Raw genomic sequence first — 26,979 nt, 5'->3', positions numbered from 1 at the left:
TCCAGCCTTTCAAAATTGTAAGATTACTGAAAGGAAAATGCATGGTAAGTCCCCTTCAATACGGATAAACTGGCAATAGATTTAAAACAGGAGGATATAAACATGGGTACAACAGTTGTAAATGTAAAGGACGTGCAAAAAGTTTTCGGCAAACGGAATGAGAACCAGTATCGTGCGCTGAACGGTGTCTCTTTTAATATTCAGGAGGGTGAGTTTGTAGGCGTGATGGGGCCATCCGGTGCCGGCAAGACAACACTTTTAAATGTCGTGTCGACACTGGATAAACCAACAGGCGGAGCAATCCAAATCGCCGGTACCGACATTACGCACATGAAACAAGGACAGTTGGCAGACTTCAGATCAGAACAGCTCGGGTTTATTTTTCAAGACTTTAATCTGCTTGAAAACTTGACAGTCTATGAAAATATTGCATTGCCGCTGTCACTGCAGGGTGTTCCATCACGAAAAATCAAACCTTCTGTACAGGAGGTGGCAGCAAAACTGGGCATTACAAACATTCTGGAAAAATATCCGGCGACCATATCCGGCGGACAAAAACAACGGGCAGCCGCAGCACGTGCACTTGTTCACGAACCCGCCATTATTCTGGCCGATGAACCAACTGGTGCGCTTGATTCCAAAAGTGCCAAAAGCTTAATGGAAGCTATGGTCCATCTTCATAAAAACCATCATGTTTCGATTATGCTTGTCACCCATGACCCGCTTAGTGCAAGTTATTGCGACCGAATCCTGTTCATTCAGGACGGTGAATTGTATAAGGAGATTTTCCGCAAAGGGAGCCGGAATGAATTTCACCAGACCATACTAGACGCACTGTCAGAGTTCACATCACCGGATGAGGTGGAATAGAAAGGAGGTTTTCAATTGGAACAAGTACTTTTTATCATATCAATGGTTGCTTTGTTCAGTTCCGTTGCATTATTTATTGTTGAGCTAGTAAAAAAGGGTTATCAAAATATGGCTTGGAAAATGCCAGTTATTCTGTTTGTTATTTACATGGTGACGTATATACCATATTTGGCAATCAGCAATTAAGAAGGGATTTTATAAAGGGAGAGACCATGACATGTTACTGAAATTATCACTATCCAGCATGCGGAAGATGTTTAAAGACTATTTGGTGCTGTTGTTCGGGCTGACCATTTCAATTGCCATTTTTTATATGTTTGAAACACTTGCCCAAAACCAGGCCTTTATCGAGTCCAACTCAATGATCAGTGCTATCGTGTTCGTATTCCACGTTGGCACATTCATACTGGGCGCAATCACTGTATTTTATATTTTTTATGCCACATCCTTTATACTCACACTTCGGCAAAAAGAGATGGGCATGTACATGACGCTCGGGGCCAAAAAACATAAAGTTACCCAGCTCATGTTCTTCGAGACCTTTTTTATAGGTATTGTATCTTTGATGATCGGTTTAACTGTCGGCGTCGGACTAGCAAAAGGAATTGCCGAACTGTTCATGTGGCAGCTGGACTTCTCAGGTGAAGGATTTGAAGCACTATATCCACCTTCCATGATCACAACAATTATTTTTTATGTTGTGTTATTCTTCCTGACATCGATCGTAAATGCAGGGAAAATAGCCCGCAAAAGTGTCCTGAACCTGCTCCACGCTGAGCAAAAGCAGGATCATGTCAAAGTGAAAGGAAAAAAGACTTTCATCGGTGTGGTATTGGCGGTCATTTTAATAGGTGTCGGGTATTACGCCATGATCAACATGGGGCAGCTGGAACACTATGGGCTGATATTAGCAGCGATCACCATTGTACCTGGAACCTATTTAATGTTTATATCATTCCTGCCTTGGTTCGTGAAAAAATTGAAAGGCAATCGCTCCCTGAATGAAAAAGGACTTAATTCGTTCACACTTGGCCAGCTGCGATTCCGAATGCTGAATCTGACGAAAGTGCTTGGAACAGTTGCCATGTTGATTGCAATGGGACTTGGGGCGATGACAGCCGGTATTTCATTTTACCATAATGTTGAACTTCAGGCATCAGCCTTTTATGCCAATGACGCAGCTATTCACCAACCAACGGAAGAGGACGAAACCGCACTTGCGAACATGAATATCACGGAACAAAACACCTACCATTATAAAGTGAATGATCAGGGGGTTTATTTTCTAAAGGAAGACTTGCTGGAAAATCCACCGATGATTAAACAAGTGGATCCAACATCGATGGAGATTCCGGAGGGGACACGCATTTCAGAATCACTCCCTGAAGCGAAATACAAATTTGAAGAGTTGCCTGATGCCTGGTCCACCGCATTATCCATGGAGATGAATGCCAGCTCGTCGATGTTTGGCGGAAAAAGTATTTATGTTGTTGACAAAGGAAACTATCATGACATATCCGCAGACGAGACATCCGTTGAATTGTTGCAGGTTGATAACTTTACGGCGCATCTTTCACAGTTTGAAACAATCAGTGAGAATCAGCAGGAATTGGCGGAAAACTATCGTGGAGAGGGTGCTGAGACCATTCCGGGTAAATACGGTAATTACGTTGGGTTCAAGGCCATATCCAGCGGCACCATTTTCATGGGAATCTTCCTTGGTGTTGCATTTCTTATGATGATGGCAAGTGTCCTAATGTTCAAACTGCTGTCAACAGCAACGACCGACACCCATCGCTACAGCATGCTTCGCAAAATCGGCGTCCGAAAATCGCTGCTCGTTAAATCCATTTATCGAGAATTATTTCTGCTGTTCCTGTTTCCAGCACTCGTCGGTCTTGTCCATGTCCTGATCGGGATGCAAATGTTTTCGTTCATTATCATCGAACCGTATACAAAAATATGGATGCCAATCAGCATTTTCCTTGTTATCTATGGTCTGTATTTTTGGATTACAGTAAAGATGTATAAACGGATTGTATTGCCGAAAGAGGCTTAGCAATCCTTCGTTATCCTTATTATGAAAGAATCCGGATATCCGTACCAGAACCACCCCAATGTCATGCCCAAGCAGCATCAACCAGCTGCTTGGGCTCTTGCTTTCACATATAAATAAAGATACAGAATAATGGAAAACAACACCGATCCTGCCGCTGTCAAATAAATCATGTGATAGCCCATCATTGAAGCAATCGCCCCGAATGACATGGCTCCGATGCCAACTCCCATATCGAAGCAGGAGAAAAATGTGGCATTGGCCATCCCTTTCCGATTTTCGGGTGCATTGTTAACGGCCCAGGCCTGAAGCGCCGGCTGGACAGAGCCGAAACCGAGTCCGTATAGTGCAGCTGCAATCAGCATAACTACCGTACTTGGCAGCCATGATAGCAGCAGCATGGCACAAAAAATCAGGGCAGTGCCCGGCGGAAAAACATACAGATGTCCTTTCCGGTCATAAATTTTGCCGGAAAACGTCCGGGAAATCATCAGAAACACAGCATAAACAAGAAAGTAAAACTCAATACCGGCTATGTTGCTTTCTTCGGCGTAAAGCGGCAGGAAAGAAGCGATCCCCCCGAACGTGACGGTGACAAAAAACAATAAAATAGACGGCTGTATAGCGTTTTTTTCAAATATATCAAATTTAACAGTCGTTGATTGATGTTCCAGTTTCTCCACTTTTTTATAGCGAATGCGTGAAGACAAGATAAAAGCTGTCAGCCCCAGTACGGCACATATCAGGAACAAGGATGCAAATGAAATACGTCCAGCCAGTGTCAGCCCCAGTGAAGGGCCGAATGCGAGTGCCAGATTTCCGGACAGACCAAAGTAGCCCATCCCCTCACCACGGCGTTTGGGCGGAATGAGATCTGTTGCGATTGTACCTGTAGCTGTTGTTGATAAGCCCCAGCCAATTCCCTGTACTACTCGCATCATAAATAGTAAAGCGATAGCAGAAACGAATGCGTATGAACCGACTGACAGCACAAAAATCGCCAAACCAGTCATATAAACAAAGGCGCGACCTTTAGATTCCAGGGCATGTCCCGCATACGGTCTAAACAGCAACGCTGAAAATGTAAATATGCCAACGATGAGGCCAATTTGCTGATCACTCCCGCCGAGCTTTTCCACGAACAGCGGCAATGTCGGCAGTGTCATTTGAAAGCCAAGAAAAATAAAGAAATTAGCCATGCAGATAAATATAAAATCCTTTGTCCAGATTTTATCGCGGGCAGGTAGTGTTTGTGTTTGCAGTCCGGTCGTCATTGTATTTCTGCCCCCTTTTTCCAACAAAGAAGTATGATACTAAACGTTACTTAGACTCTCGAAATATAGTATACATGAGTTAAGCAGAATATGGAATGGGAACAAGTGAGGAATTTTGGACTGGTGCTTCAATGAAGGTTGAAACGAAGGTAACAAAAAATGCCTTAAGAATGGCATTTTTCAGCAAAACGTAAAGCCCGGGCAGTCACCCGGGTCTTTTGCAGCCCCAACCAATCTATTCACTGATAACGCCACATGCAATCCGATTACCAGCATCCCCTGACGGCTGTGATTTATAGTCATCCGCTTCTGAATGAATCACCAGTGCTGTTCCGCCTTGTTTCAGCAATGAGTTTTCTTGACCCTTCTTCAGTGTCACCATGTCAGCTGTTACATCGGCAACAACGTTTCCGTCCTGGTCAACTTCAATATTGGGTAAGTCCCCAGCATGCGGACCTTCCGAATGATCAAAACCATGTTTTGCATCGGTCGAATTATAATGACTGCCTGCTGATTCAAAGTCCGGCGCCTCACAGATTCCATTTTCATGAATATGGAACCCGTGTGTACCAGGCGGAAGATTAGAGGCATCCAGTGTAACATTCAAGCCGGTGTAAACCGATCTGAACGTAGCTGTACCGACCTTTTCCTTATCCTTATTATACATCGTTATCTCCAGTTTGTCCGTGTCTTCACTCAAATTGCTCATGGTTTCGATACCACTCTCGGAACCATGGTCCCGGGTTTCTTCCATGTCATCTTCTGTATCTGTACAGGCACTCAATAACATGGACAATACCAGCCCGGAGAATAGTATCCACTTTCTCATTCGGGCATTCTCCTTTCGATTGATGGATATATTTTCTTGTTTTAGTCTGTGCAGTATTGGAAAACTTATACATTCATTGACGCGTTTGATACCATAAAGAAAATAATTATTGGAGAGTGATGACGTGGGTATTTTTGATGGCATGATGGGGAATGCGTCAGAAGCCAGTGCACAAGAAGTGGAAAAAGAACTCAGTGAACTATTATCACCATCTGAAAATGTGGAACATGCCTACAAGCTTATCCGTGATTTGATGGTATTTACAAACAGACGGCTGATTTTCGTCGATAAGCAGGGCGTTACTGGAAAAAAGATATCATATCATTCGATTCCGTATAAAGGCATCACCCATTTTTCCGTTGAGACTGCAGGCACATTTGATTTAGAAGCTGAGTTGAAAATTTGGATATCCGGAAGTGTAGAACCCATACAGAAGACATTCAACAAGCAATTGAATATTTATAAAGTACAGCGTGTGCTGGCTGATTATGTTTCGAGATAGAATTATTGAAAAGGCAAGTGTCATATTAAACAATTGAGATGAATCTTTTAAGCCGATAAATTTCGATAATTCGCTGATACACGAACAAAGCTGATCTCCCAAAATGAATCGAAAGGTCAGCTTTTTGTATTTAAGCGGACACAGCTCACGGTCTTTACGTTTGTGCCGCAACAAATGACGATGATATTGACCAAACCCGTATTCGGCGGTGCAACTACTACAAGAAAGGCAGCCCACCAGCCTTGTACAGCCGGGTTATCTCCCCGGCTGGCAACCTTTGAAATGAAAGCATTCATATGAAATATTCCAATATCAATTTTAATCTTTAGTTTAGCTATGGGTATGTCGTTTAATGAGTTTCTCGACAATCGTTATGTCGCACCGGCCCTTGTATTCGTTTTTCATGCCGCCTGATTCAAACCACAAGATTTTCAGATTAATAAAACAAACGTAAATATGTGCGTTCTCCCGCCCGTCATCATGTTGACCGGCGACGATAACAGCACTTATCGGTACGAATGGTTCGGGGAAAAGTACGCTGTTAAAACTGATGATGCATTTGGCGGCCCTGGACAACGGATCATCGACATTTTTGATACGCCAGCTAATTCATACGACGAATCTTGGAAAAACAAGGTTGCCTATTGGGCCCCAATCATCAATCGGGTATAATTCATATGCGGGTGAGGATCTGCGAAAAATAAATCGTTCCGATGTACGGACTGGGACGGCGCACAATTTGCGGAAATCACCAGCAAGTTCTATCTTCCCTTAAACGAGAAGTATGGTAAACTATCAAACGGTATGCAGCAAAAGATCAGTCTGGCCTTGACCATACTGCGAAATGCGCCGCTTCTGATTCTGAACAAACCGACCTCATTCATGGATGTCCCATCCATGCGAGTGCTCATGGATCTTTTAACTGATTGGATGAATCAGGGTATCAGGGTGATCGCACGATTGTAATGACAAGCCATCAAGTTGCAGATATTATGAAACTTGCCGACTACTTATGCGTATTACATAACGGGAAACAAATCGGGACATTTGAAAAAGAGAAGCTGCTGCAGCGGTACCGGAAATATTGGATGTCATCCGACCTTCCTGAAGATGCGGTACCGGGCGAAATAGCAAGGGCATACCAGTCCACCATATCTGATCACCTTAATGAGACAGAAGCTTTTTTCAGTGAAAGCCATTTGTTCCATCGCCCACCAAGCGGTTTTGGATCTGAAAGAAATTCTGTCATACCTGCTGAAGCAGCCATCATGGAAGGGGAGGTTGTTTGATTGTACTTATTCTTCAGGTGATGGTCGTCCAGTTTGTTTTACCCGCCCTTTTTATCTTTGAACTGTGGAGGGCTAAATCAAAAAACAAGCTTGACTGGATGATCATGCTATTATTTACCATCACATTTATCATTTGGATGTTTCTTTCCGGCAGATGGGACTGGACGGGGTATTATTTCAAATACCTATGGCCCGTATTACTAATTCCAGCCATCTATTTTTCCTGGAAAAAGACAAAAGACCTGCCGTTTCGAACACCAATGAATACTCGTCAAAAGATTTCACGGGGCTTCTATATTGTCTTGTTCATGATCTTCGGAATGTACAATCTCAATGTTTTCAGCGGCTATACAACGAATGATGACGCAGTGGATCTTGCTTTTCCTTTACAGAACGGCACCTATTATGTCGGACATGGTGGCAGTTCCACACAGCTCAATTATCATAACGCCTATGAGCCGCAGCAATATGCCATTGACATCCTTGCTTTAAATTCGTTTGGCTTTCGGGCGAATGGGCTGTACCCGAAAGACCTTGATCAATATGCGATTCACGGGGACACCCTTTACGCACCGTGCTCAGGGGAAGTCGTGGAAATGCAGGATGGGCTGCCGGACTTGACACCACCTGAGATGGACGCTGATCACGCATTCGGAAACTATGTCGGACTCAACTGTGAAGGGACAGAAGCAGTTGTCTACATCGCACATATGCAGCAAGACAGTGTCACTGCTGATGAAGGCGACGCGATTCAGGAAGGGAAACAGATTGGTGCTGTCGGGAATTCCGGCAACACATCAGAGCCACATCTGCACATCCATGCAGAAAAAGATGGTGTTGGTATACCAATTGAATTTGATGAAGCGTTTTTAACACGGAATGATTTGATTCGTTCCAATTAGAGAGGTGAACACATATGGAAACGATGCTTACAGTCGAAACATTAGAAAAGTCATTTAAAGATAAGCAAGCCATTCGTGATATTTCATTTGACGTCCGGAAAGGTGAAATTATGGCGATACTGGGCCCGAATGGTGCGGGGAAATCAACGACGATACGCAACATTATGGGGATCATGTACCCAGACAAGGGATCAATCGCCTTCCGGGGACACAACGAGATACCACGCCATAAAATCGGCTATTTGCCGGAAGAACGCGGGTTGTATAAAAACGTGAAAGTAATGGATATCCTGCTTTACTTAGCCGAGCTCAAGGATTATCCGCTGAAAAAAGCCAGAGAGCGTGCACTCAGTTATTTGAAAAAATTTGACCTTGAAGGACAGGAAAACAGCTCAGTTGAGGAGCTGTCCAAAGGGATGGGTCAAAAAGTGCAGTTCATTTCATCCATCATTCATGAACCGGAACTGCTGATTCTGGATGAGCCTTTTTCCGGCCTGGACCCGGTCAGTCAGGAATTGTTCAAAACGGAAATACGCAGCCTGGCAGAAAACGGCACAGCCATTCTGTTATCCTCGCATCAGATGAACCTGGTGGAGGAAATGTGTGATCGGCTGTTCATGATGCACAACGGCAAACGCGTTATTTATGGTGATATGGATGATGTCAAAGAGAAATATGCCAATTTTAAATGCACGATACGTGGTAAAAATGATCCGCATGTGCTTGAAAATCTGCCGGATGTTGAACGGATCAAGCAAGATGAGGATACATCTGTCCTTTATTTGGCCAGAGATGTGCATCCAGTCAGCTGGTTGAAACATTTGCCAGAGAGCCTGTCTGTTCAGGAATTATCGATTGACCGCATATCATTGCACGAAATTTTTATCGATATCGCAACGGATCAAAATTTAGCACAGAAAGAAGGTGCCGCCTATGCGTAATGCCTTAAAAGTTGCCAAATGGGAAATCAAAAGCAATATGAAAAATAAATCGTTTTTAATCGGACTGTTTTTAACGCCTGTTCTGTTTTTAGGATTCATTTTTTTCGGAAGTCTTTTTGGTGATTCTGACAATGGCGGTGGAACAACACAGGTTTTTGTCCAGGATCAGCTCGGGATTTTTGACAGTCTAGAAGATACCGTGGAAGCGTCTGAGTTGGACTGGGAAATGCAGACGACAGACGTGAGTGAAGAAAATGTGGAAAATGAGCTGGAATCCAGTGATAATACCGCTTATATATTCCTGGATAAACGTGCCTTGAATGATGGAGTCATTCCGGTATACACAAGTGAGGAAGTCGGGCCTGGCTTCATGAATCAAGTGCAGACATTGTCCAATCCCGTAAAAACGTTGCAAATGCAGCAGCTTGGATTATCGGATGAAGAACTTGCAGCTGTTTCCATGACCATTCAGTTCGAGGAAACCACATCTGAGGAATTGGCTGCGGCTGATGAATCAGCGGAAACCTCTGAAAGCGGTGGATTATTCGGCGAAGATCCAGTCCAACGACTAATTCCCGCGGCTTTTGCCGGTATTGTCCTGCTGTCCATCGTCGTTTCCGGGATGTATATTTTCCAGAGTGCTTCTAATGAAAAAAAGGATAAAATTGCCGAAATCATCTTATCATCAGTAACACCCGGCGAATTGATGCAGGGGAAAATTATCGGGTATTTTGGACTTGGCATGATTCAGGCTGGTGTATTTCTTGCTTTTGCCATACCCATTGCCGTCTGGAAATTGGATGAACCGATTTTAGAATACTTGTTTGTACCTGAATCTATTCTGCTGGTTGTCATCGCCATCCTTGGGTACTTCCTGTTTGCCGCACTGTTTGTTGGTGTCGGCGCAACGATGGCAGATATGTCATCAGCCGGAAACTTCCAGGGCATGGTCATGATGCTGCCGTTTTTACCGTTTATATTTTTCAGTCCGGTCTTCAACGAGCCAAGCGGAGTGATCGCGCAGATCGGCACCTATATACCATTTACAACACCGGGTGTATTGCTGTTGCGGCTGACAGTGATGGAGGAATGGCCATGGACTGAAATCATCATTTCACTGGGCATTCTGGTTGTAAGCATCTGGATTTTGATGAAGCTTGCCGGAAAAATATTCAAGACCGGCATCCTCATGTACGGGAAAAATGCCACACCGGCTGAGATTTGGAAATGGATCAGAGCATGATGGAGCATGGAAGGTGGAGCAGCATTCTATGGCTGCTCCCTTTTTCCTGCATATAACGGGCATCAAGACCACTACTCCAGAAAGAATACTGCTCGGCAGACTAAATTCGCCAGTACACTGTGCGTCATAATAGCTCCGCTGAATGACGTTTCACTTTATTTTGGGTTGGCTCCGCATGTGCTGACGACTCAGCTGACCTGCTAATTCTCATGCTCTTCTGTTGATTTTCGCTCTCTTCTGTTGATTCTTTCTTTCTTCTGCAGATTTTCACGCTCTTCTGTTGATTCTCTCCGTGGTAATCATAATCATTGATCGTCTGTCTATTATCAAACAAGTTATCATAGCGATTACATGCGGAAAATTAAAATCTTCACTCACCTTAGTTCTGACATCTTTTACAATAGCTGTTCCAGTATTTCGTTCGTCATCAGCGGAAAGCTCATTCACTTCCCATACGGGTGGAACGATAGTGTGTAGTCTTGCACTGCTGCCTTTTTTCCAACACCTTTATCGGTAACATCAGAATTATTTCACGTATACTCAAGGATAACAAAAAACACAATGATTATAATTGCCAGCAAAACAAAGGTAGCCAATGTTTTTCGCATTTATCTTTTCCCCCTTTCGATCAGATTGAGAGATTTTTTGAAAACGATTTCAAATAAGGCATGGGAATTCCTGTTGCAGTACAAAATATACAGCCGCTGCCTACAAAAATAGAGGAGAGCCAACTATGAACAAACGTGTATTGGTGTGTCAACACTAAACTGAACAAATTTTTAAAGGTGCACTAACTTGTATTCATTCGGTGTTAGATAGTCTAGTGATCCATGTATTTGAATATTGTTGAACCAATTCACATAATCGAAAAGTTCAAAATCAAGTTCTTGTTGGCAAGAAAAAACTTTGCCATGAACGAATTCTGTTTTAATTGTTTTAAACGTTGCTTCAGCTACGGCATTGTCATACGGTGTTCCTTTTTCGCTCAATGATCTCTCGATATCAAACGTCTCTAATGCTTGGTCTATAAGCTTGTTCTTAAACTCACTACCCCGATCTGTATGGAATTATTCAAGGTAATTTAAGTTGTATTTAACCGTTGCGAAGGCACGTTGAACCAACTTTGCACTCTTATGAGGGCCAGCACTGTAGCCAACGATTTCTCGATTATATAAATCTACTAACACACAGATATAATGCCATTTCTGTTGCACTCGTACGTAGGTTAAATCACTCACAATCACCTTGAGTTCCTGGTCTTGATCAAAGGCTCGATTTAATGTATTCCCTACGGCCGATTCGTTACACGTGGTTTTCGTCGGCTTGAATTGAGCAACAGTGTATTTTGAGACAAGACCTTGATTTGTTCCTTAAACTCTTTTGAGAATGTTCTTCTCTCTCGTTTGGCCATTTGTTGATTCTCCTCCGTTTTATTTGAATCAAGTTTATATGACCTTAGTGTATCTGTCTAATTAAGTGTAACCTATCCATATGCATATCATCATCCAAACAATGACATACTACAAACGTTCTACTCTTTAGCGTCAATATACATAAACGAGAGTAAATATGATGAAAAATAAGTCTCAGCCAAATCCGCGGCTGACCTCAGCAGAGCTCGCCAACCTATGGACATCATACATGAACGACAGTATGGCGATTTGTGTAATCAAACATTTTTTGGCAAATGCGCAGGATAAAGATGTCATCCCCATTTTAAAATACGCACTCGACCTGTCCCAAAAACATATAAACGAAGTCTCGGAAATATTTCAGCGTGAAGCACACATCCGATTCCTGAAGGGTTCACCGAAAATGATGTTGATCTTGATGCCCCTCGTTTGTTTTCGGATACGTTCGCTCTCATTTACCTGCAAAACATGGCCAGACTCGGGTTAGTCGCGTATAGTTTTGCCCTGCCGCTTATGGCACAAAAAGATACGCTTAACTTTTACCAGAAATGTTTGGATTCCTCAATCCCGGCTTACCGAGAAACTGACCACAACCATGCTTAAGAAAGGGGTTTATACAAGGTCACCCTATATCTCGACTCTGGAAAAGGTCCAATTTATTGAAGAACAAGGCTATATGCATGGCTATTTCACCAAACGGCGGCCTCTAAGTGGAATGGAAGTTACGGTTCTGTTTCTGGGCCAGCTGACCAACATTTTTTCTAAAGTATTGTTTACAGGATATGCCCAGGTCGCACAATACAAGGAAGTACGAAATTACCTGCAGGATGGTAAAAAAATTGCGGATAAACATGTCGACGTGTTCAGGAGTATATTGAAAGAAGACGATTTATAAACACCTCAAACCTGGGACGCGGAAGTGACCAAGTCAACCACTCCTCCATTCTCAGATAAGCTGATGATGTTTCATACACGCGCATTAAGTACAGGAGGCATTGCAACTTATGGCGGGGCTATCCCCAATGTCTTGCGGCACGACTTAATACCCCAGTTCACCCGGCTGACAGCAGAACTCGGGAAATATGGAGATAAAGGTGCTGAAATTATGATTAAGCATAAATGGCTTGAGGAGCAGCCAAGTGCTGCGAATCGGGATAAATTGATTAATCATAAAACGAAAAAATAAAGTGCTGACAGGATAAACGAGCCGCAGAACTTTCTCAGTTGCATAGCTTATATGCAGGACAGCCTGGCCATTTACACCAAGAAATATTTTTTGCAAATGGCTGAGAATCCCAATATTCGTCCTTTCCTTCAGATAACCTAAAAATCTCGGAATCCCATATTCCAAAACTCACGTCTGTTTTTAGATGATGAACGACCGGTTCCTATCTGCTACAATGCTCTAGGATGATCCGGCAACCGCTCCACCATCCAGCCCTCTTCAGATAAAAGAATGGCATTTCATGTAACTGCCATGAATTTACCCGGTTTCGCCTATTACGGAACAAGTGTATCCGCCACGTTCAGGCTTGACCTTACTGCCATGTCCCTCGCCTTATAAAATATACAAAGGATGACGGCAATTTACTGATTGCCAGCTGGATGGAAGGGCCAACAGGGACGATTGGGCATGATGAACTGACCAGTAAGTAGCAGGGCGTTTACTAGGGGATTTTAACTGAAGACTTACTGATGGCAGATTCGCTTATACCATGGTAATTCCGGCAGAGTAGCATTTAAAGATCAGTCTTGGGAGGCAAAACATATTAAGTAAATATGCTGCGTCCAAGGTCAAGGAGATGTTCTGATGCAAAAATTAATCATCACGATAAGTGTCGTATTACTTGTGACCAGCGTCTTCACATCGGGTTATGTTACACCAATTGCTGAAGCAGACAATGACATTCCATCCTATGCCAAATGGGGACGGCTCGCCATGAAGGAAACGCAATCTAGGTATCCTAATGCGGACATTGTGGATTACCTGCACCAGGGGCGCGAAGAGAAGGATACGACAGCTGTGGAAAAATTCAAGTTATGGCTGCGGGAGGACAGCAGGGAATTCGGCGTATTTATAAATATTGAGTTTGACAGCGAAACAGAGGAAGTCATCGATATTTCTTTCGAGGAAACATCCGGCTGACATTATTCCGCAGACTGCAGTGTAAATTCTTCTGTATGACCGCCCCATTGAACCCTGACCTCAATTATCTCATCCTCCCGTACCAGTTTATGGCCGTGATTAATAAATACTTTATCCTTCGGCGGCACGTCATGAAAGTTCATCTCGGCTTTAGTGCCGCTGTTTGGTGTTTTATATTCATAGCTCATTTCTTTCGCAGCGGCAAGCTCCTCCAACGGTCCTTTATACGTCAGCCTGAATTCTGACTGTGCTTCGCGGTCACGCTTCCATACACCATCTTCTTTATATAAAATTTCCTTACCATCAACATGAAATTCCACAGTCCAGTGCTCACTCTCACCCGTAAATGTATTATCGTGTTCGGTGATATCTTTATTTTGTGATGCCGTATTTTCCGGATCAACGACCAGCATGACAGTAACTGCTAACAGGACTAAACCGACAAGTGCGGTAATTCCTTTTTTTCGGTCCAAAATGGATCACTTCCTTCCTATGCTTCGACCGGGGATGGTCGTTATTCAGCGGTTCAATCGGGTTTATCCTTGTGTAACCTTCTGTGGCAATGGCTTACGGAACTTTTCAAATCTTTATCATCAATTTACTAGAACAGCTCTTTCATAAAACTGGCCAGTTAGGGGAAAACTTTAACAGAGGTGATCACATGGACAAAAGTAATCTGAAACTGACTTCTGCTGAAAATCGGGACCTTATGGGGCGAGTATATGAATGGAACAGCCATGAATATCGTCAACAAATATATGTTATCCATCATAGAAGATGACAAGATAAAAGCGTTGTTTGAAGAAGCGATTCAAACATTCGAGGAACAAAAATGTTAACTCCAAACTTTTATCCAAAATGAAGGGTTCCCGATACCAATAGGCTTTACTGATTCCGATCTGATCAATGGCGCCAAACGATTATTTTCAGACATATTTTGTTTACATTATTTGCACATTGTACTACACACGGTCTATTAGGACACATTGGCGCGCTAACCACTACAACCCGAGAAGATTTGCGGGCGTTTTACGATAAATGCGATAACGAAGGGAAAGCCATATATCAAAAAACAACTGATTTATTACTCGAAAAAGGACACTTTCAACGAGATCCGTACTTTTACCCGGAAGGAAGCCTTGAATTTGTGTCCGACCAGCAATTTCTCAGCAAGTTTTTCGGGAAAAAACGCCCGTTAAGTGCAGTGGAAATCATTGATCTCTCCTTTAATATCAAGAAAAAGATCATGGCCAAAACATTGTCTATCGGCTTTAGTCAGGTGGCGCAATCAAAAGAGATCAGGAAATTTTTGAAAAAACACAACAACTTCTGATCAGCAGATTCAATCACTTGGTAGTATTTTACATGGTGATCACCTGCCTGTTCCAATGTCCTGGGAGACTGAGGTAACAACCTACCAGGAAGCACCCTGTTCAGATAAATTAATGCTGTATTACATTGGGTTTCTATTTTAAACTGCACAGGCATATCACGGTGCAGGACTTACATCTGCTTTGCGGACAGATCTTGTAACAGCCTATGAAAAAATCATACTGAAAAACTTAATGATAAACAAGGAATGGTTTAATCTTATGACTAAACATAAATGGTTTAAACAGCCGCCACTTACCCCTGACCGAAAAAATATCGCAAAGGACAGATAACCCCTGCGCAGCCTGACTTAGCGTCAGAAACGTTTGCCGATGTCCAAACTGTTACGGAGCAAATCCATAAAAAATGATGATGAATACATGCAAAACGACAGAACCAATTGGTATCAACAAAATAAGTCCCCCCAACAAAAGTCAGCCATTTCACCCATGAATCACTTCCTGTCTCAAGCCATAGGTGAATTGGTTTGCCAGTACTAACCTGCGAAAATGCCACTGCTGCTCCAGTTAAATTGTTTCATTGATGAATCGCATCATTGCTTCTGCGGACATCCTCCTCCTTCACCTTAATATGATAGGTCGTAATGGAGCCATTTTTTCTGTTCTTTTCTGTATTAGATGTCATGGTACTTATTTTAAAGACTATATTGTTATCGCTCAGTCTGGCCTTTGCTTTATAATAGTCACTAATATCCTGCGTTGAATGAACAATTTCCCATTTCTGAAACAAATCCTTCATCAAATGACGCATCAGCGTTTCCTCCTCATCCCGGTCAAACCGGATCAATATATTTTTCCAGAAACAGTACCAGCCGGCTATGAATGATGTTGCCAACTATAATAAGGTCGCTTTCAACTCCTTTCTCCATCACTTTATTCTATGCAACGGACATTATGACCAATTCCTGAGCAAAGAAGATTACTCTTAAACAGCCATTTAAAAACGGCAGAATGATACGTTCCGGTACGAAAAAAGTCATTCTGTGAGCCAGCCCCGGTCTTTCGGTTGCTTTGGTATTTATGGACTGCCATTCTGCTTATTTCACCCCGAACGAATCCATATTTCAGGCAGCTTCATTTTAGCTTGCTTTAGTGCTACAAAATATTGGCCTTGATAAATACTTTCATGTTGAATAGCAGCAGCTAATACCTCATAAACGATAAATTTTCACTACCCATTTTGATGTCCTTCACAGTTGTTGTCGTTAATTGATGCGCAAGATCATCCCTGCTTCTGTTCAGTTCTTTCATGAGGTCGCACTCCCAGCAGAAAGATTGCCGGGAAATTGGATGACGCCAGTACTTAGGCCATCCCGGTATACATCCCTCATACAAATCATATGACTGAAAAGTTTACGCAGTGTCCCTTCGTCTATTAATCTGGTATCCCACTTATCCTAGGCGTTTCTGCTGCGAGCCTGTTCGTCATATCGGCAGTATAAAGAAAACCGTTCGAATCCATACTTGTTCACACTCACTCGATAATCAGCATGTCATTTTCATCAAATGTCCAGTCTTCACCATAAGCGACTTCCCACATGTACCCATCCGGGTCTGCAAAATATCCGCTGTAGCCTCCCCAGAAAACACGCTTAGATTCCTTTACGATTGTCCCACCTGCTTTTGCGGCTGTTTCCATAACGCCATCAACTTCTTCAGCCGATTTGGCGTTGTAGGCAAGGGTAATTCCCGAAAATCCACGTCTTGCTTGCGGTTCCTGCTCATTTGCATCTTTGGCCAGTTCTTCCAGCGGATATAATGCCAGTTTTGTTCCATCATTCTGAAAGAACACAATTTCCGGATTATCTTCTTTGACCGATGTTTGAAATCCCAGCCCATCTCTGTAAAATGTAAGCGATAAATGAATATCCTGTACACCCAGCGTTATGAGATTAATTCGATTCACGGTAATATCTTCCTCTCCATTATGATTTAAATGAAGATTTCTCGAAAACCTTCCAAAATCCTTTTATTTTTCTAAAACTTTTGAATGATTTTTGCATAGCTGTGTTTAACCTCTGTTTAAAATGGAAAATATGAATTACTACAAGTGAAAGGAGAGTTCCATATGGGGAGAATACGTTTACTGATTGCTGCAGCTGGCTTTTTACTGTTTTTTTTAATGTTTATTCCATTCGTTCAAGCTGAGGACCAACAAACATATGAAGTTGGGACCGATGTGCTGAATGTCAGATCCGCTCCGTCGCAGAGTGCGGATGTTGTTGGTTATCTTGGAAATGGTGATCACGTTGTTGTGTTTCAGGAAAAATATGGATGGGTACAAACCTACTTTGACGGACAGGCTGTATGGGTGGCATCGCAATATCTATTTCCAGTCGAACATGACATAGCAGTCCGCAGTAAAGTTTCCAGTGATGAGAGCTTGGTGGAAACCGATACGGCCAGTGATCATTCAACTGCACTCAGCGGCTTGAACATTGTCCTTGACCCTGGGCATGGCGGAAAGGATCCCGGCGCTATTGGGATTGGCGGTGTTCTTGAAAAAAAACTTACGATAAACGCATCCGACAGAGTTGCCCAACAATTGCGTGAGGCTGGCGCGAATGTTATCCAGACACGTTCAGATGACACATTTATCTCACTTGAGGATCGTGTCCAAATTAGTAAGGCCAATGAGACAGATGCTTTTATCAGCCTGCACTATAATGCATTCCCGCTTGACGGAGTGAATGGTTTCAGCACTTTTTATGACGCATATGATGACCGGGCACTTGCGGATGACATTCAATCTGGTCTCGAACAGCATATGGCATTGAACAGCCGTGGCCTCATGCAAAAAGAATATCATGTACTGCGTGAAAACCGTGATGCATCTGTATTGGTGGAGCTCGGATTCATCACAAATCCATATGATATGTCCATCATCGAAACGGCAGAGCACCAGGATCATGTTGCGCAAGGGATTACAGAAGGGATTGCGGCATATTTTAATGATTAATGTGAGCAAGCTGCCTTTTTTGAAGGGCAGCTTTTTTAGTTGTTCAGGTCATTCGGATTTTGGTCGGTAAACAATTCAACTTTTTCTTGATGTTGTTGTAGTACTAGTATTTGTGGAACGCTTTTTTTGTGCATTTTTTCGACTAGTGCGATGTCGCTTACTGGCCTGCATGTTGTCACATTCTCTGAACCTGACAAAAATATGCAGGAGGTTATCTAAAGCTCCTCAGCAATTGAGAAAAAGCTATCGTTCTTTAAACCTTAAAGCCCTCTATGCAAAATCAGCTGCTCTCCTTTTTTTCCCATTACACGCTTTCCTTTATCAACGAATCCAGCTTTTTTATAAACGTGTTGTGCTGCTGTATTTTTGAGATTGACAGCGAGGATTATTTCTTTTTTTTCAGGAAAATGATTTTTAAAGAAAGGTGTGAGCAATTGCAGTGATTGTTTTGCGTAACCCTTTCCCTGTTGTCGGCTGTCAATCGAATACGCCCTCAGCAACATAGCTTGTCTATTCCCGGTGTATTTCCTCACACCGTTCCAGCCATGCAGCACAAAAAAACCAATAACCGTTTGATTTTTTACCAAAACGATTGGATGACGGTCATGACCGCGATCTTTTATGGCATCAATGGGATGCGCGGTATAGTAGTGATGATCCCCTTTTAAATAATAGTTTTCCAGCTGTGAATGAAATCTCGGATGATAGCATTGCAACGTGATGTTATCGTTCCTTGTTAAAGTCATACTGCATTTCCCCCTATCTCCTGGCATAAATCATACTCAAAGTAGTATTAAATTGGTATGTTTCAACATGATAGCCGTTTGTCGCGAGCCATTCTGTCAATTTGGATCGGTCAGCATAAAATTCATCTTCTATGGCGTCGATTGCTTCCAAGTTGCCATTCTCCCCAAAATACCTCATTATGTCGGTACGATGCTGCGTGTCATTAAACATTAGATCGACAACGCAAACCTGTCCATTCGTTTTCAAAACACGGTTCATTTCGTCCAGTGCGAGCAATTTTTCATCATCCGGAATGTGGTGCAAAGCATAGCTTGATACGATGGCGTCAGCCTGGTTATCCAATAATGGCAGTGCGAGAAAATGCCCTTTCCGTGTTTCAATGGCCGGATATTTTTCGGCACACACTTTAAGCATTTCCTCGGACTGATCAATACCAATGATCCTGGCACCTTTATCAAAAAATTTTGCCCCAAGATTGCCTGTCCCGACACCAATATCCACGCAAACATCATTCGGCTGCAAATTGGTTGTTTCGGCGGCTTTGGACAACGCTTTGTCGTAATCTTGATGGACATTGAACCTGTAACCGGCCATTTTGATGTTTTGATCATAACCGGCTGCCTGATCATCAAAATGCCACTTGTCCTCCCAGCTTTTGCGAAGGTTTTTCATATTTTTCAGATGCTTGGCCAAGGCGACAATCGTATCAGTTGGACTGTCATCTTCGGTTGTTTTTTCAATCATCTGATCAATCGTATGGATCATATCCTTCATTTCAATCCATTTTTCGAACAGGGCTGAGCGCTGGACGTTCAAATAATCATTCATGCTCATATCCGGGTTGTCCAAAACCCCTTTGATCGTGTCAATTTGCATGCCAATTTCACGCAGTGCAAGAATGGTGCTGAGGCGGAGCAGGTCATGATCCGTGAATGTGCGATAATCATTTTTTGCGTCTTTTTGCGGACTGACCAATTCTTTTTCTTCATAAAAGCGGATAGTCCGCGGTGTGGTGTTTAACTGTTTGGCGGCTTGATTGATGTGCATGTGTTTTATCTCCTTTCATATATACTATACACGTTGACGTTAAGTGAATGTAAAGTGGTTTTTTAAAATTTCATTGCAGTAGTAAATTTCTGCGGGAACGTCGAGCAGCCGGTTGGGTTAACTATAGCGAATTTCCAGTAATCTATAGCGATTTCGGCCTGAACGATAGCGAACTTCGGGCAAACTACAGCGAATACTGCTTAATCTATAGCGGCCCGTTGCAAACTACAGCGATTTTAACCCGAACTATAGCGCTTTTACTTTATATAAAATGTTGGCATTCGGCTGTACTGGAAAGAAGGTGTTATACTGATTACAGATTTGAAAAAGCGAGGTTTTATGATGAATGAACAACTGCAGGAAGTAATCGAGGATACACGTGCATCTTTAGGATTAAACAACCATTACCTAAATCGGTATCACTTTTACCGGGAAAAAAATCATTTTAATGAAACAGCGTATATTTTAAATATGGAGTGGTTCCCGGATGATGCAGAGACTTCAGGTGATGACTTAAATCCTGCGGGGACAGTTGCCGTCGATGTGAATTTTTATACGAAAGCAGTACGCCGGATTATTTTCGTTGGGAGTGTCAACAGTGCGGACAGCAGTATGTATCCGACATCAGAAGCGAAGGAAGGTGTCATTGAGTGGATTGAGGAGATGACCGGGCTGACGTTTGGCAGGCAGTTTTTGATTGCACGGGACGATGAGCAATTACTGCAATTCGAAGCGGCGGTTGACAATATTCCCGTGTCACCAGGTGGCATTATTAGGGCCGAATTCAATGAGGACAGCGTACTGACGGTGTTTTATATTGACGGGGATTTTCCGGATGAAGAGCAGATCGAATGGGAGCCGTTTGCGCTGATACCAGACAAGTATGAACCCATAGCAAGCGCGCAATGCCAGTTGCTGGAACTCCCAGATGAGGACAAAGAAAAATGGGTGCCGGTTTATGGGATTGAGGAAGTGTTTTTGACAAATGATGCCGGGCGGACGATCCCGTTTACATTTGGTGTTGATCGGAGTTCGTTTGTCGGGAGGGATGAAGTTTTGCGGTGGGACGAGCCGCTTGAAGGCGAATTTGAGCGGAAAGATATTGACTTGTCGCCTGAAGTGACGCTTGAGACCGTACTGGCCAATGCCTCGCATCCGGATACGAAGCCGTTGACTGATAATGAGGTTGCAGTATGTGAGCGTGAAGTATTGCGCTTTATGCGCCTGGTTTATCCGAATGATACCGGCAAGCGAAGGCTCACCGGATTTTATCTGAAGGACGATTATATTGTGGCAGAGATCAAGCCTATTCAAGACGCTCGAAATGTGCTCGATATTAAAATAAAGCTGCTCATTGAGCGGGACACACTAACTGCTGTGAACTATTTTGATCAGGACGTGCTGTTTGAGAGATTTAAACATTTTGCAAAAGCTGATGAGCCGCTTCTGTCACTGGAAGAAGCATTTGATAAATTAGGTGAGCACCTTGAGGTTGATCCGGTTTATATCTATGACGACAGCCGTGGCCGCTATATTATGTGCGGCAAGATTGACTGTGCCTATGGTGTAAATGCAGTGACAGGCGAGGTTGTCGTGCTGAATGATTTAAAATAGCCGGTGGGTTTTTAGGTACACCGGCTATTTTTGGAACGCTTCAGCTGTTGAATTTGTGAACTTCGGGAAAATCATCGTGAGTATCGGGATTTCTGCCCAAGATACCGATGTTGGAAGGCTTAATTGTGAACGCCGCTGCCAACATCCCCTCATAAATCATCGAACCCGTTCAGATCACTTGTTTTCGTATACTGCCGGGACTTTTGCTCAAAAAAGTCTGTCTTCGTGCCGTCAAAGTTATCGGCATATGCCCGGATCCATTTCATCGGGTTTTCCGTATGGTCTGGATAAATCTCGCTCAGACCCATCATCCGCAGCATTTTGTTGGCTCGATACTTGATGTATCCTGTCATTTCGTCAAGATCAATGCCATCGATATCGGCGAGCACGTATGTGGACCATTCGATTTCGAGCTCAACCGACTCGCTGAACCTGCTGTAAACCCAATCCGCAAACGCCGCCGTATTCAGATCCGGGTTCTCTTCGAGTGCCGCCCGGAATAATTCCGCTATGAAGCGTCCATGCTCAAGCTCATCCCGGTTAATGTAACTGATCATGGTTGATGTACCGACCATTTTGTTTTGCCGTGCCAAATGATAAAAGAACGCGAATCCGGAGTAGAAAAACATTCCTTCCAAAAGTGCAGTGTATACCATTGTCTTTAAAATATTTTCAATGGATGGCTCCTCAACAAATGCATTGTATTGCTGCATAAGTGTTTCGTTCCGTTTGAGCAAAACAGGATCTGTGCGCCCGAGCTGAAAGGCTTCGTTCTGTTCATCCAGTGACACAACCGACGACAAAACATAGGAATAGCTTTCATTATGGACAGCCTCCTGCTGGGCGATGACTGCCATAATCGACTGAACAGACGGGTCAGTTGCATACAGCGACAAAAGGAGCGCCGTCCGTGTCTGCGGGGCATCCAGCGTTGACAGCAGGCCGATGATTTTCAGATAGGCATCACGCTCCTCATCGGTGAGCGAAGCAAACTGACGCAAATCATCAGACATATTGATTTCATCCGCCTGCCAATAATTTCCGATCAGCCGCTTGTACATTTTATACCAGTGCGGATAAGCGATATCGTTCCAATTCAGAATGCCGCTTGACTTCCCGCCAAACAAGGCTGTTGATTTGTTCGGATTCATAGGTTGCAATGTTTTGGCTCTCTCAAGCAAGACTTTTGACATGATGAAGCACTCCTTCCAGCCATTTTTCCACGATAAGTTCCTGTGAGCCGCGCGGTGACTGCTCAATTTTCAAGCCGGGCCACCTGCTTTCATAAAATGCTGCCAGCTTATCCACCGCCAGGCAAAACAGATCATCACCACCGAATTGCGTATCACCTGTGCCAAATAAAGCTACATTGTTCGGTTTATAGCCGATTTCCAGCACGAAATCTTTCACCTCATCAGGGGTCGCGCCCATCTCCCAGGTGAATGTGCCGAGGAAAATCAAATCGTATGCAGATGCATCAATCGGCGGGTCAATACCTATCCGGTGCAGATCGGCTGTCATCCGGTCGGCTTCAAGGTAATCGGCAATCATTTCCGCCGTTTCCTTTGTATTGCCACTGTATGATAAATAGGCGATAAGACTTCTCAACTTTGACACCACTCACATTCTTCGACATCATTGGACGTTGATCGGACATAATACGTCGTTTTCAATCCTTCCTTCCACGCCTGCAGATGCAAATCAAGCAGAACCGATGCTTTGATCGTATTCGGCACGTAAAAATTGAAAGAAATACTCTGATCAATATGCTTTTGCCGCGCTGCATTCTGTCTGACCGACCAGCGCTGATCCAGAATATACGCCGATCTGCGGTATATATCATATGTGTTATGATCCAGTTCTGGTGCAGTTACAGCAATTTTGAAATCCTTCTTTTCCTCAAAGTAAAACGGCTGGAACACCGGGTCGATACTGGCAGATGAACCCGCAATCATCGATGTCGACGAATTAGGTGCCACGGCCATCAGATAACCGTTGCGAATGCCATTTGCTGCTACATCCCGCTTTAATTCGTTCCATTTTTCACCTGAATAACCTTTGTTCGTAAAATAATGGCCTGACTGCCATGTGCTGCCCTCAAATGCTGGGTAGCTGCCCTTTTCCTTGCTCAGTTCCATGCTTGTTTTGATCGTCAGATAGGCGATTTTTTCATACAATTGATCAGCGTATTCGACAGCCTCGTTAGACTCCCAGCGGATATTTTGTTTTGCCAGCAGATGATGCCAGCCAAACGTGCCCAGCCCGATGGCACGATATTTTTGATTGGTCATCTGCGTTTGTTTGAGCGGCAGCGTATTGATGTCAATCACGTTATCGAGCATGCGGACTTGAATATTGATCAACCGCTCCAGCACCTGATCCGGGACAGCCCTGCCCAGGTTAATCGAGCTCAGATTACAAACAACATAATCACCTGGTTTGTATTTTTTAACGATGGTTCCATCCGCCTCAGTCACTTCCTCCAAAAATTCAGTAGGGGACTGGTTTTGCGTAATTTCCGTGCACAGATTGGAACAGTAAATCATACCATTATGCGGATTGCTGTTTTGCCGGTTTACCTCATCACGGTAAAACATGAATGGTGTCCCGGACTCGAGCTGTGATTTCATGATCCGTTTCATAATGTCGATCGCCGGGACGACACGTTTGGTGAGCTGATTGGACTGTACACATTCCAAATAGCGCTCACGCCACGAACCGGCACCTTTTTCTTCATCATAGAAATCCTCGAGCGAATACCCCATCACCTGACGTACTTCATGCGGATCAAACAAATACCAGTTGCCACGCTTTTCCACCTGCTCCATGAAATAATCCGGCAACGAGACACCCGTGAATATATCATGCGCGCGCAAACGTTCATCACCATTGTTCAGCTTCAAGTCGAGGAATGACTCAATATCGCTGTGCCAGACATCGAGATAGATGGCGATCGCGCCTTTCCTGGTGCCTAGTTGATCGACGCTTACAGCCGTGTTGTTCAACTGCTTGATCCATGGCACAACACCACTGGACATGCCTTTAAACCCTTTGATCGAACTGCCGCGTCCGCGGACTTTCCCCATGTAAACGCCAATTCCGCCGCCATTTTTGGAAAGCTTGGCAATATCGGTGTTGCTGTCGTAAATAGACTGCAGGTTGTCATCCACCGTATCAATAAAGCAGCTCGACAGCTGGCCGTGTGTTTTGCCGGCATTCGTGAGCGTCGGTGTAGCAACCGTCATATATAGATTGCTGAGCGCCCAATACGCTTCAGCAACATAGCGGGAGCGGTATGAACGGTCCTCGTCCTGCATCAGATGCATGGCAATGACCATCCAGCGTTCCTGCGGCAGTTCATATGTGTGTTTATCATGATCCGTTGCAAGATAGCGTGTTGCCAGCGTGTACAGGCCGAGGTAATTGAATAGTAAATCGCGCTCCGGCTGGATCATTTCGGCAAAATAATCCATCTCTTCTTTTGTGTATGTTTGCAGCAAGCGGTCAGTGTAAATGCCTTTTTCAGTCAGTATTTGAATCAGTTCGTAAAAATCACCATATTGACGTGTGGAACCATACCCCCTGTTGGCTGCTGCCTGTTCGTATAGTGTCTGCAGGTACAGCCGGGCGGCGGCAAATGCCCAGTCGGGATTAGCCTCATCGATATTTTCAAGGGCGCGTTTAATGAGGTGATCTTTATTGATGTCTGACCCTGGTTTATGTACCTTTTCCAAAAATGCTTCCTTATCCACTTTCAAGCCTTCCGTTGCCCGATCAATCAATTGTGTCAGATCGTCCGTCACTGTTGTCGTCATGGTTTTGCCTCCTATGAATCTATGATTTCCATATAAAAAAATCGCTCATCCCTAGAGATGAACGGGTGCAAAACGACAGAAAATATGTATCATGTCCTATCGTTTCACCATCACTTTCCCCGAGGAATCGAAACGTCCAAGCTGAGGCAGGTCTCCTGACTTGTGCTTCCACCTACTAGGACCCCTTCCCGTACCGCTGCCGCAGAGCCTGCGATACAGTGGACAGCCCATTCGTCTCACTCACAGTTGCGGGGACAGTTCCGGATTTGAACCGGATTCCCTTTTAAGACAAAACATGTCACCTTAACTCGCGAACACTATATCTAGTGTATTTATGCGATTTTTATTAGTATATATTGTATTCAAAGCGTATCATAGAATAATAGACAATGCAATAGATTTAAGGAAAAGTTACCCGATCTGTTGTTCAGGAACATAGAAAAATCATCTGCAATTCAACCTCCCTCCTTCTTCTAAGCTGCTCAGCCCCTCCTTGCATCAGCAGCTTTTTTCCTTTCATAACCTTGAAATCCAAGCAGCTTTATGGTAGATTAAATTTAATCGTATATTTTCTTGCTTCAATACGTTGAAGTGGGATAGAGGTGCGAAGACCATCAGTAAGCAATCAGAGGATGATGAGGTCCAGTGATGATTGTGGAAAGGGGGATTCGCCGAAACGGAGAGAACCTCATATTCTCAATGTTGGTTCTGGTATTGAATAAATACAGGACTGTCATATAGGAGACTATATGGAGGGCTATCTTGCGCTGAGAGACGGTTAAGTGACGTTTCTGCTGCAACAGCGACCCCTCGTTGTTGTTTTTTTATGGTAAAAATGGGGATAGCCCTTTTTAAACTTTACAAAAGGGTGTGAAAAGCGATGAATTTCGGTCAAGTATTAACAGCCATGGTGACCCCATTTGATCAAAATGGTCATATCGATTTCCACGCAACACGTACATTGGTCAATTATTTAATCGCAAATGGATCGGATGGACTAGTGATCGCAGGAACAACTGGTGAATCCCCGACGTTGACAAATACTGAGAAGCTGGACTTGTTCCGCTTCGTCGCACAAGTTGCTGATGGACGTGTTTCCGTCATCGCAGGAACCGGTTCAAATAATACACGGGCATCCATCGAGCTGACAACACAGGCGGAACAGACTGGCGTCGATGCGATCATGCTCACGACACCATACTACAACAAGCCTTCTCAGGAAGGTCTGTACCAGCACTATAAAGCAGTTGCACAAGCAACATTCCTTCCTGTGATGCTGTACAATATCCCGGGCCGGAGTGCAGTAGGCATTGCACCGGAAACCATTACCCGACTAGCTGAAATCGATAATATTGTATCTGTCAAAGAAGCAAGCGGCAACCTTAATACCATGACAGAAATTATTAGCAAAACACCGAACGATTTCACGCTCTACAGCGGCGATGATAATTTGACGCTTCCTGTCATGGCGATCGGAGGTAACGGGATTATATCCGTCTCCTCCCATATTATCGGAAACGACATGCAGCAAATGATCCAAAGCTTCCAAAACGGCGATGTGAATCATGCGGCTGCCATCCACCAGGAAATCCTGCCGGTGATGAAGGCGATGTTCGAACAGCCAAGTCCATCCCCGGTAAAAGCCGCTCTGAACATGATGGGGATTTATGTTGGAGACGTTCGTCTGCCAATGATTCCACTGTCCGGCGACGAAAAACAGCAGCTGCAGCAAATGCTGCCGCCGCATAAAGTGAAACTTCATTCAGCGGAACGTTTTTCTCCGCTGAATGTTAGTTGAACAGAATCGGACATTTATGGACAGTTTGCCGCCGTTCTTTGGTGGGTTACTGTCCGTTACATGCGGGGGAAAATAACCGAAGCAGGCTGAGGTTTTTAACCCGCTCTATGGACGTTTATCGCGTTTATGCAGCGGGTTTTTTAT

26 protein-coding genes, 3 pseudogenes and 2 riboswitches are annotated in these 26,979 nt (G+C 43.8%); of the genes and pseudogenes, 18 read left to right on the top strand and 11 right to left on the bottom strand.

Annotated elements, in window-relative coordinates:
• Window positions 1-102 precede the first annotated feature (102 nt).
• Genes BM195_RS06680 through BM195_RS06675 form a run of 3 tightly spaced genes read left to right on the top strand, consistent with a single transcriptional unit; the run spans window position 103 to window position 2,929 of the window.
• Window positions 103-870, top strand: a complete 768-nt coding sequence (locus BM195_RS06680) for an ABC transporter ATP-binding protein (protein WP_090235507.1) — start codon at window positions 103-105, stop codon at window positions 868-870.
• Window positions 871-885: 15 nt separating this feature from the next.
• Window positions 886-1,056, top strand: coding sequence for a hypothetical protein (locus tag BM195_RS18270; protein ID WP_170848173.1), 171 nt, complete (start codon window positions 886-888; stop codon window positions 1,054-1,056).
• Between the two features lie 31 nt (window positions 1,057-1,087).
• Complete coding sequence (locus BM195_RS06675; RefSeq protein WP_090235504.1) at window positions 1,088-2,929, top strand: ABC transporter permease; 1,842 nt, start codon at window positions 1,088-1,090, stop codon at window positions 2,927-2,929.
• Window positions 2,930-3,006: 77 nt separating this feature from the next.
• Here BM195_RS06675 and BM195_RS06670 read toward each other — a convergent pair whose 3' ends face one another.
• Together BM195_RS06670 and BM195_RS06665 are read right to left on the bottom strand one after the other, a co-directional pair.
• A complete protein-coding gene (locus tag BM195_RS06670) occupies window positions 3,007-4,200 on the bottom strand; it encodes an MFS transporter (protein WP_090235502.1) in 1,194 nt (397 codons plus the stop codon).
• A gap of 235 nt (window positions 4,201-4,435) precedes the next feature.
• Window positions 4,436-5,029 carry a superoxide dismutase family protein gene (locus BM195_RS06665; RefSeq protein ID WP_090235500.1) on the bottom strand — a complete coding sequence of 198 codons (594 nt, stop codon included), beginning with the start codon at window positions 5,027-5,029 and terminating at the stop codon, window positions 4,436-4,438.
• Window positions 5,030-5,153: 124 nt separating this feature from the next.
• On the opposite strand from BM195_RS06665, the gene BM195_RS06660 reads away from it, so the two are divergent.
• The 7 genes from BM195_RS06660 to BM195_RS06630 all read left to right on the top strand — a co-directional run bounded on the left by BM195_RS06660 (window position 5,154) and on the right by BM195_RS06630 (window position 9,906).
• Complete coding sequence (locus BM195_RS06660; RefSeq protein WP_090235497.1) at window positions 5,154-5,531, top strand: PH domain-containing protein; 378 nt, start codon at window positions 5,154-5,156, stop codon at window positions 5,529-5,531.
• A 496-nt stretch (window positions 5,532-6,027) separates the two neighbouring features.
• Entirely contained in the window at window positions 6,028-6,306 is a 279-nt protein-coding gene (locus tag BM195_RS18810) for an ATP-binding cassette domain-containing protein (RefSeq protein WP_090235493.1), read from the top strand.
• Window positions 6,279-6,497 (top strand): ATP-binding cassette domain-containing protein, encoded by a 219-nt coding sequence (locus BM195_RS19115; protein WP_139223982.1) that lies wholly within the window; start codon window positions 6,279-6,281, stop codon window positions 6,495-6,497. Before BM195_RS18810 ends, BM195_RS19115 begins: the two co-directional genes overlap by 28 nt.
• Window positions 6,497-6,820, top strand: a complete 324-nt coding sequence (locus BM195_RS06645; protein WP_139223980.1) for a hypothetical protein — start codon at window positions 6,497-6,499, stop codon at window positions 6,818-6,820. The genes BM195_RS19115 and BM195_RS06645 overlap by 1 nt, the downstream gene beginning before the upstream one ends.
• Window positions 6,817-7,722: a M23 family metallopeptidase gene (locus BM195_RS06640; protein WP_090235487.1), complete on the top strand. Its 906-nt coding sequence runs from the start codon at window positions 6,817-6,819 to the stop codon at window positions 7,720-7,722. The genes BM195_RS06645 and BM195_RS06640 overlap by 4 nt, the downstream gene beginning before the upstream one ends.
• A 14-nt stretch (window positions 7,723-7,736) precedes the next feature.
• Window positions 7,737-8,663: an ABC transporter ATP-binding protein gene (locus tag BM195_RS06635; RefSeq protein ID WP_090235485.1), complete on the top strand. Its 927-nt coding sequence runs from the start codon at window positions 7,737-7,739 to the stop codon at window positions 8,661-8,663.
• Window positions 8,656-9,906: an ABC transporter permease gene (locus BM195_RS06630; protein ID WP_090235479.1), complete on the top strand. Its 1,251-nt coding sequence runs from the start codon at window positions 8,656-8,658 to the stop codon at window positions 9,904-9,906. Before BM195_RS06635 ends, BM195_RS06630 begins: the two co-directional genes overlap by 8 nt.
• A gap of 779 nt (window positions 9,907-10,685) precedes the next feature.
• On the opposite strand, the pseudogene BM195_RS06625 reads toward BM195_RS06630, so the two are convergent.
• Window positions 10,686-11,267 (bottom strand): annotated as a pseudogene (locus BM195_RS06625) (IS3 family transposase); the annotation flags it as partial.
• A 208-nt stretch (window positions 11,268-11,475) separates the two neighbouring features.
• Between BM195_RS06625 and BM195_RS19110 the strand changes: the two are divergent.
• From BM195_RS19110 to BM195_RS06600, 4 genes and pseudogenes are all read left to right on the top strand, one after another.
• A complete protein-coding gene (locus tag BM195_RS19110; RefSeq protein WP_090235473.1) occupies window positions 11,476-11,805 on the top strand; it encodes a DUF3231 family protein in 330 nt (109 codons plus the stop codon).
• Window positions 11,700-11,921, top strand: a complete 222-nt coding sequence (locus tag BM195_RS19105; RefSeq protein ID WP_090235468.1) for a DUF3231 family protein — start codon at window positions 11,700-11,702, stop codon at window positions 11,919-11,921. Before BM195_RS19110 ends, BM195_RS19105 begins: the two co-directional genes overlap by 106 nt.
• Window positions 11,914-12,504, top strand: a pseudogene (locus BM195_RS18500) (DUF3231 family protein). The gene BM195_RS19105 and the pseudogene BM195_RS18500 overlap by 8 nt, the downstream one beginning before the upstream one ends.
• Window positions 12,505-13,128: 624 nt before the next feature.
• Entirely contained in the window at window positions 13,129-13,464 is a 336-nt protein-coding gene (locus BM195_RS06600; protein WP_090235460.1) for a YqzG/YhdC family protein, read from the top strand.
• Window positions 13,465-13,466: 2 nt separating this feature from the next.
• Here BM195_RS06600 and BM195_RS06595 read toward each other — a convergent pair whose 3' ends face one another.
• Complete coding sequence (locus tag BM195_RS06595) at window positions 13,467-13,937, bottom strand: hypothetical protein (RefSeq protein WP_090235459.1); 471 nt, start codon at window positions 13,935-13,937, stop codon at window positions 13,467-13,469.
• Between the two features lie 188 nt (window positions 13,938-14,125).
• Between BM195_RS06595 and BM195_RS06590 the strand changes: the two are divergent.
• Window positions 14,126-15,128, top strand: a pseudogene (locus BM195_RS06590) (DUF3231 family protein).
• 244 nt (window positions 15,129-15,372) lie between these two features.
• Here BM195_RS06590 and BM195_RS06585 read toward each other — a convergent pair.
• Window positions 15,373-15,606: a hypothetical protein gene (locus BM195_RS06585; RefSeq protein ID WP_139223979.1), complete on the bottom strand. Its 234-nt coding sequence runs from the start codon at window positions 15,604-15,606 to the stop codon at window positions 15,373-15,375.
• A gap of 723 nt (window positions 15,607-16,329) precedes the next feature.
• Window positions 16,330-16,761 (bottom strand): VOC family protein, encoded by a 432-nt coding sequence (locus tag BM195_RS06575; protein WP_090235454.1) that lies wholly within the window; start codon window positions 16,759-16,761, stop codon window positions 16,330-16,332.
• Window positions 16,762-16,923: 162 nt separating this feature from the next.
• Here BM195_RS06575 and BM195_RS06570 point away from each other — a divergent pair, with 162 nt between their 5' ends.
• Window positions 16,924-17,814: an N-acetylmuramoyl-L-alanine amidase family protein gene (locus BM195_RS06570; RefSeq protein ID WP_090235453.1), complete on the top strand. Its 891-nt coding sequence runs from the start codon at window positions 16,924-16,926 to the stop codon at window positions 17,812-17,814.
• Window positions 17,815-18,074: 260 nt separating this feature from the next.
• Here BM195_RS06570 and BM195_RS06565 read toward each other — a convergent pair whose 3' ends face one another.
• Both BM195_RS06565 and BM195_RS06560 read right to left on the bottom strand, forming a co-directional pair.
• Entirely contained in the window at window positions 18,075-18,560 is a 486-nt protein-coding gene (locus BM195_RS06565) for a GNAT family N-acetyltransferase (RefSeq protein ID WP_090235452.1), read from the bottom strand.
• Between the two features lie 13 nt (window positions 18,561-18,573).
• Window positions 18,574-19,608 (bottom strand): MerR family transcriptional regulator, encoded by a 1,035-nt coding sequence (locus BM195_RS06560; RefSeq protein WP_090235451.1) that lies wholly within the window; start codon window positions 19,606-19,608, stop codon window positions 18,574-18,576.
• A gap of 342 nt (window positions 19,609-19,950) precedes the next feature.
• On the opposite strand from BM195_RS06560, the gene BM195_RS06555 reads away from it, so the two are divergent.
• Window positions 19,951-21,222 carry a hypothetical protein gene (locus BM195_RS06555; RefSeq protein WP_090235449.1) on the top strand — a complete coding sequence of 424 codons (1,272 nt, stop codon included), beginning with the start codon at window positions 19,951-19,953 and terminating at the stop codon, window positions 21,220-21,222.
• A 149-nt stretch (window positions 21,223-21,371) separates the two neighbouring features.
• Here BM195_RS06555 and BM195_RS06550 read toward each other — a convergent pair whose 3' ends face one another.
• Genes BM195_RS06550 through BM195_RS06540 form a run of 3 tightly spaced genes read right to left on the bottom strand, consistent with a single transcriptional unit; the run spans window position 21,372 to window position 25,037 of the window.
• Complete coding sequence (locus BM195_RS06550; RefSeq protein WP_090235448.1) at window positions 21,372-22,415, bottom strand: ribonucleotide-diphosphate reductase subunit beta; 1,044 nt, start codon at window positions 22,413-22,415, stop codon at window positions 21,372-21,374.
• Complete coding sequence (locus BM195_RS06545) at window positions 22,396-22,842, bottom strand: flavodoxin (protein WP_090235446.1); 447 nt, start codon at window positions 22,840-22,842, stop codon at window positions 22,396-22,398. The genes BM195_RS06550 and BM195_RS06545 overlap by 20 nt, the downstream gene beginning before the upstream one ends.
• Entirely contained in the window at window positions 22,827-25,037 is a 2,211-nt protein-coding gene (locus tag BM195_RS06540; protein WP_090235445.1) for a ribonucleoside-diphosphate reductase subunit alpha, read from the bottom strand. The genes BM195_RS06545 and BM195_RS06540 overlap by 16 nt, the downstream gene beginning before the upstream one ends.
• A gap of 128 nt (window positions 25,038-25,165) precedes the next feature.
• A riboswitch (cobalamin riboswitch) is annotated at window positions 25,166-25,358 on the bottom strand.
• 268 nt (window positions 25,359-25,626) lie between these two features.
• Window positions 25,627-25,805: riboswitch (Lysine riboswitch) on the top strand.
• 112 nt (window positions 25,806-25,917) lie between these two features.
• Between BM195_RS06540 and dapA the strand changes: the two genes are divergently transcribed.
• Window positions 25,918-26,835, top strand: a complete 918-nt coding sequence (gene dapA, locus BM195_RS06535) for a 4-hydroxy-tetrahydrodipicolinate synthase (protein WP_090235444.1) — start codon at window positions 25,918-25,920, stop codon at window positions 26,833-26,835.
• Window positions 26,836-26,979 lie beyond the last annotated feature (144 nt).

Origin of the sequence: Lentibacillus halodurans, from assembly GCF_900112045.1 — a bacterium.
In the GTDB taxonomy this organism is placed as follows: Bacteria; Bacillota; Bacilli; order Bacillales; family Amphibacillaceae; genus Lentibacillus; species Lentibacillus halodurans.
Note: the sequence above shows the minus strand (reverse complement) of the source record. Positions and strands in the feature narration are given on the sequence as shown.

Excerpts from the sequence above, each read along its gene's own strand:
- BM195_RS06680 (WP_090235507.1), top strand. The coding sequence starts at position 103 with ATGGGTACAACAGTTGTAAATGTAAAGGACGTGCAAAAAGTTTTCGGC.
- BM195_RS06675 (WP_090235504.1), top strand. The coding sequence starts at position 1,088 with ATGTTACTGAAATTATCACTATCCAGCATGCGGAAGATGTTTAAAGAC.
- BM195_RS06670 (WP_090235502.1), bottom strand. The coding sequence starts at position 4,200 with ATGACGACCGGACTGCAAACACAAACACTACCTGCCCGCGATAAAATC.
- BM195_RS06665 (WP_090235500.1), bottom strand. The coding sequence starts at position 5,029 with ATGAGAAAGTGGATACTATTCTCCGGGCTGGTATTGTCCATGTTATTG.
- BM195_RS06645 (WP_139223980.1), top strand. The coding sequence starts at position 6,497 with ATGACAAGCCATCAAGTTGCAGATATTATGAAACTTGCCGACTACTTA.
- BM195_RS06635 (WP_090235485.1), top strand. The coding sequence starts at position 7,737 with ATGGAAACGATGCTTACAGTCGAAACATTAGAAAAGTCATTTAAAGAT.
- BM195_RS06630 (WP_090235479.1), top strand. The coding sequence starts at position 8,656 with ATGCGTAATGCCTTAAAAGTTGCCAAATGGGAAATCAAAAGCAATATG.
- BM195_RS19110 (WP_090235473.1), top strand. The coding sequence starts at position 11,476 with ATGATGAAAAATAAGTCTCAGCCAAATCCGCGGCTGACCTCAGCAGAG.
- BM195_RS06600 (WP_090235460.1), top strand. The coding sequence starts at position 13,129 with ATGCAAAAATTAATCATCACGATAAGTGTCGTATTACTTGTGACCAGC.
- BM195_RS06585 (WP_139223979.1), bottom strand. The coding sequence starts at position 15,606 with ATGCGTCATTTGATGAAGGATTTGTTTCAGAAATGGGAAATTGTTCAT.
- BM195_RS06570 (WP_090235453.1), top strand. The coding sequence starts at position 16,924 with ATGGGGAGAATACGTTTACTGATTGCTGCAGCTGGCTTTTTACTGTTT.
- BM195_RS06565 (WP_090235452.1), bottom strand. The coding sequence starts at position 18,560 with ATGACTTTAACAAGGAACGATAACATCACGTTGCAATGCTATCATCCG.
- BM195_RS06560 (WP_090235451.1), bottom strand. The coding sequence starts at position 19,608 with ATGCACATCAATCAAGCCGCCAAACAGTTAAACACCACACCGCGGACT.
- BM195_RS06555 (WP_090235449.1), top strand. The coding sequence starts at position 19,951 with ATGAATGAACAACTGCAGGAAGTAATCGAGGATACACGTGCATCTTTA.
- BM195_RS06550 (WP_090235448.1), bottom strand. The coding sequence starts at position 22,415 with ATGTCAAAAGTCTTGCTTGAGAGAGCCAAAACATTGCAACCTATGAAT.
- BM195_RS06540 (WP_090235445.1), bottom strand. The coding sequence starts at position 25,037 with ATGACGACAACAGTGACGGACGATCTGACACAATTGATTGATCGGGCA.
- dapA (WP_090235444.1), top strand. The coding sequence starts at position 25,918 with ATGAATTTCGGTCAAGTATTAACAGCCATGGTGACCCCATTTGATCAA.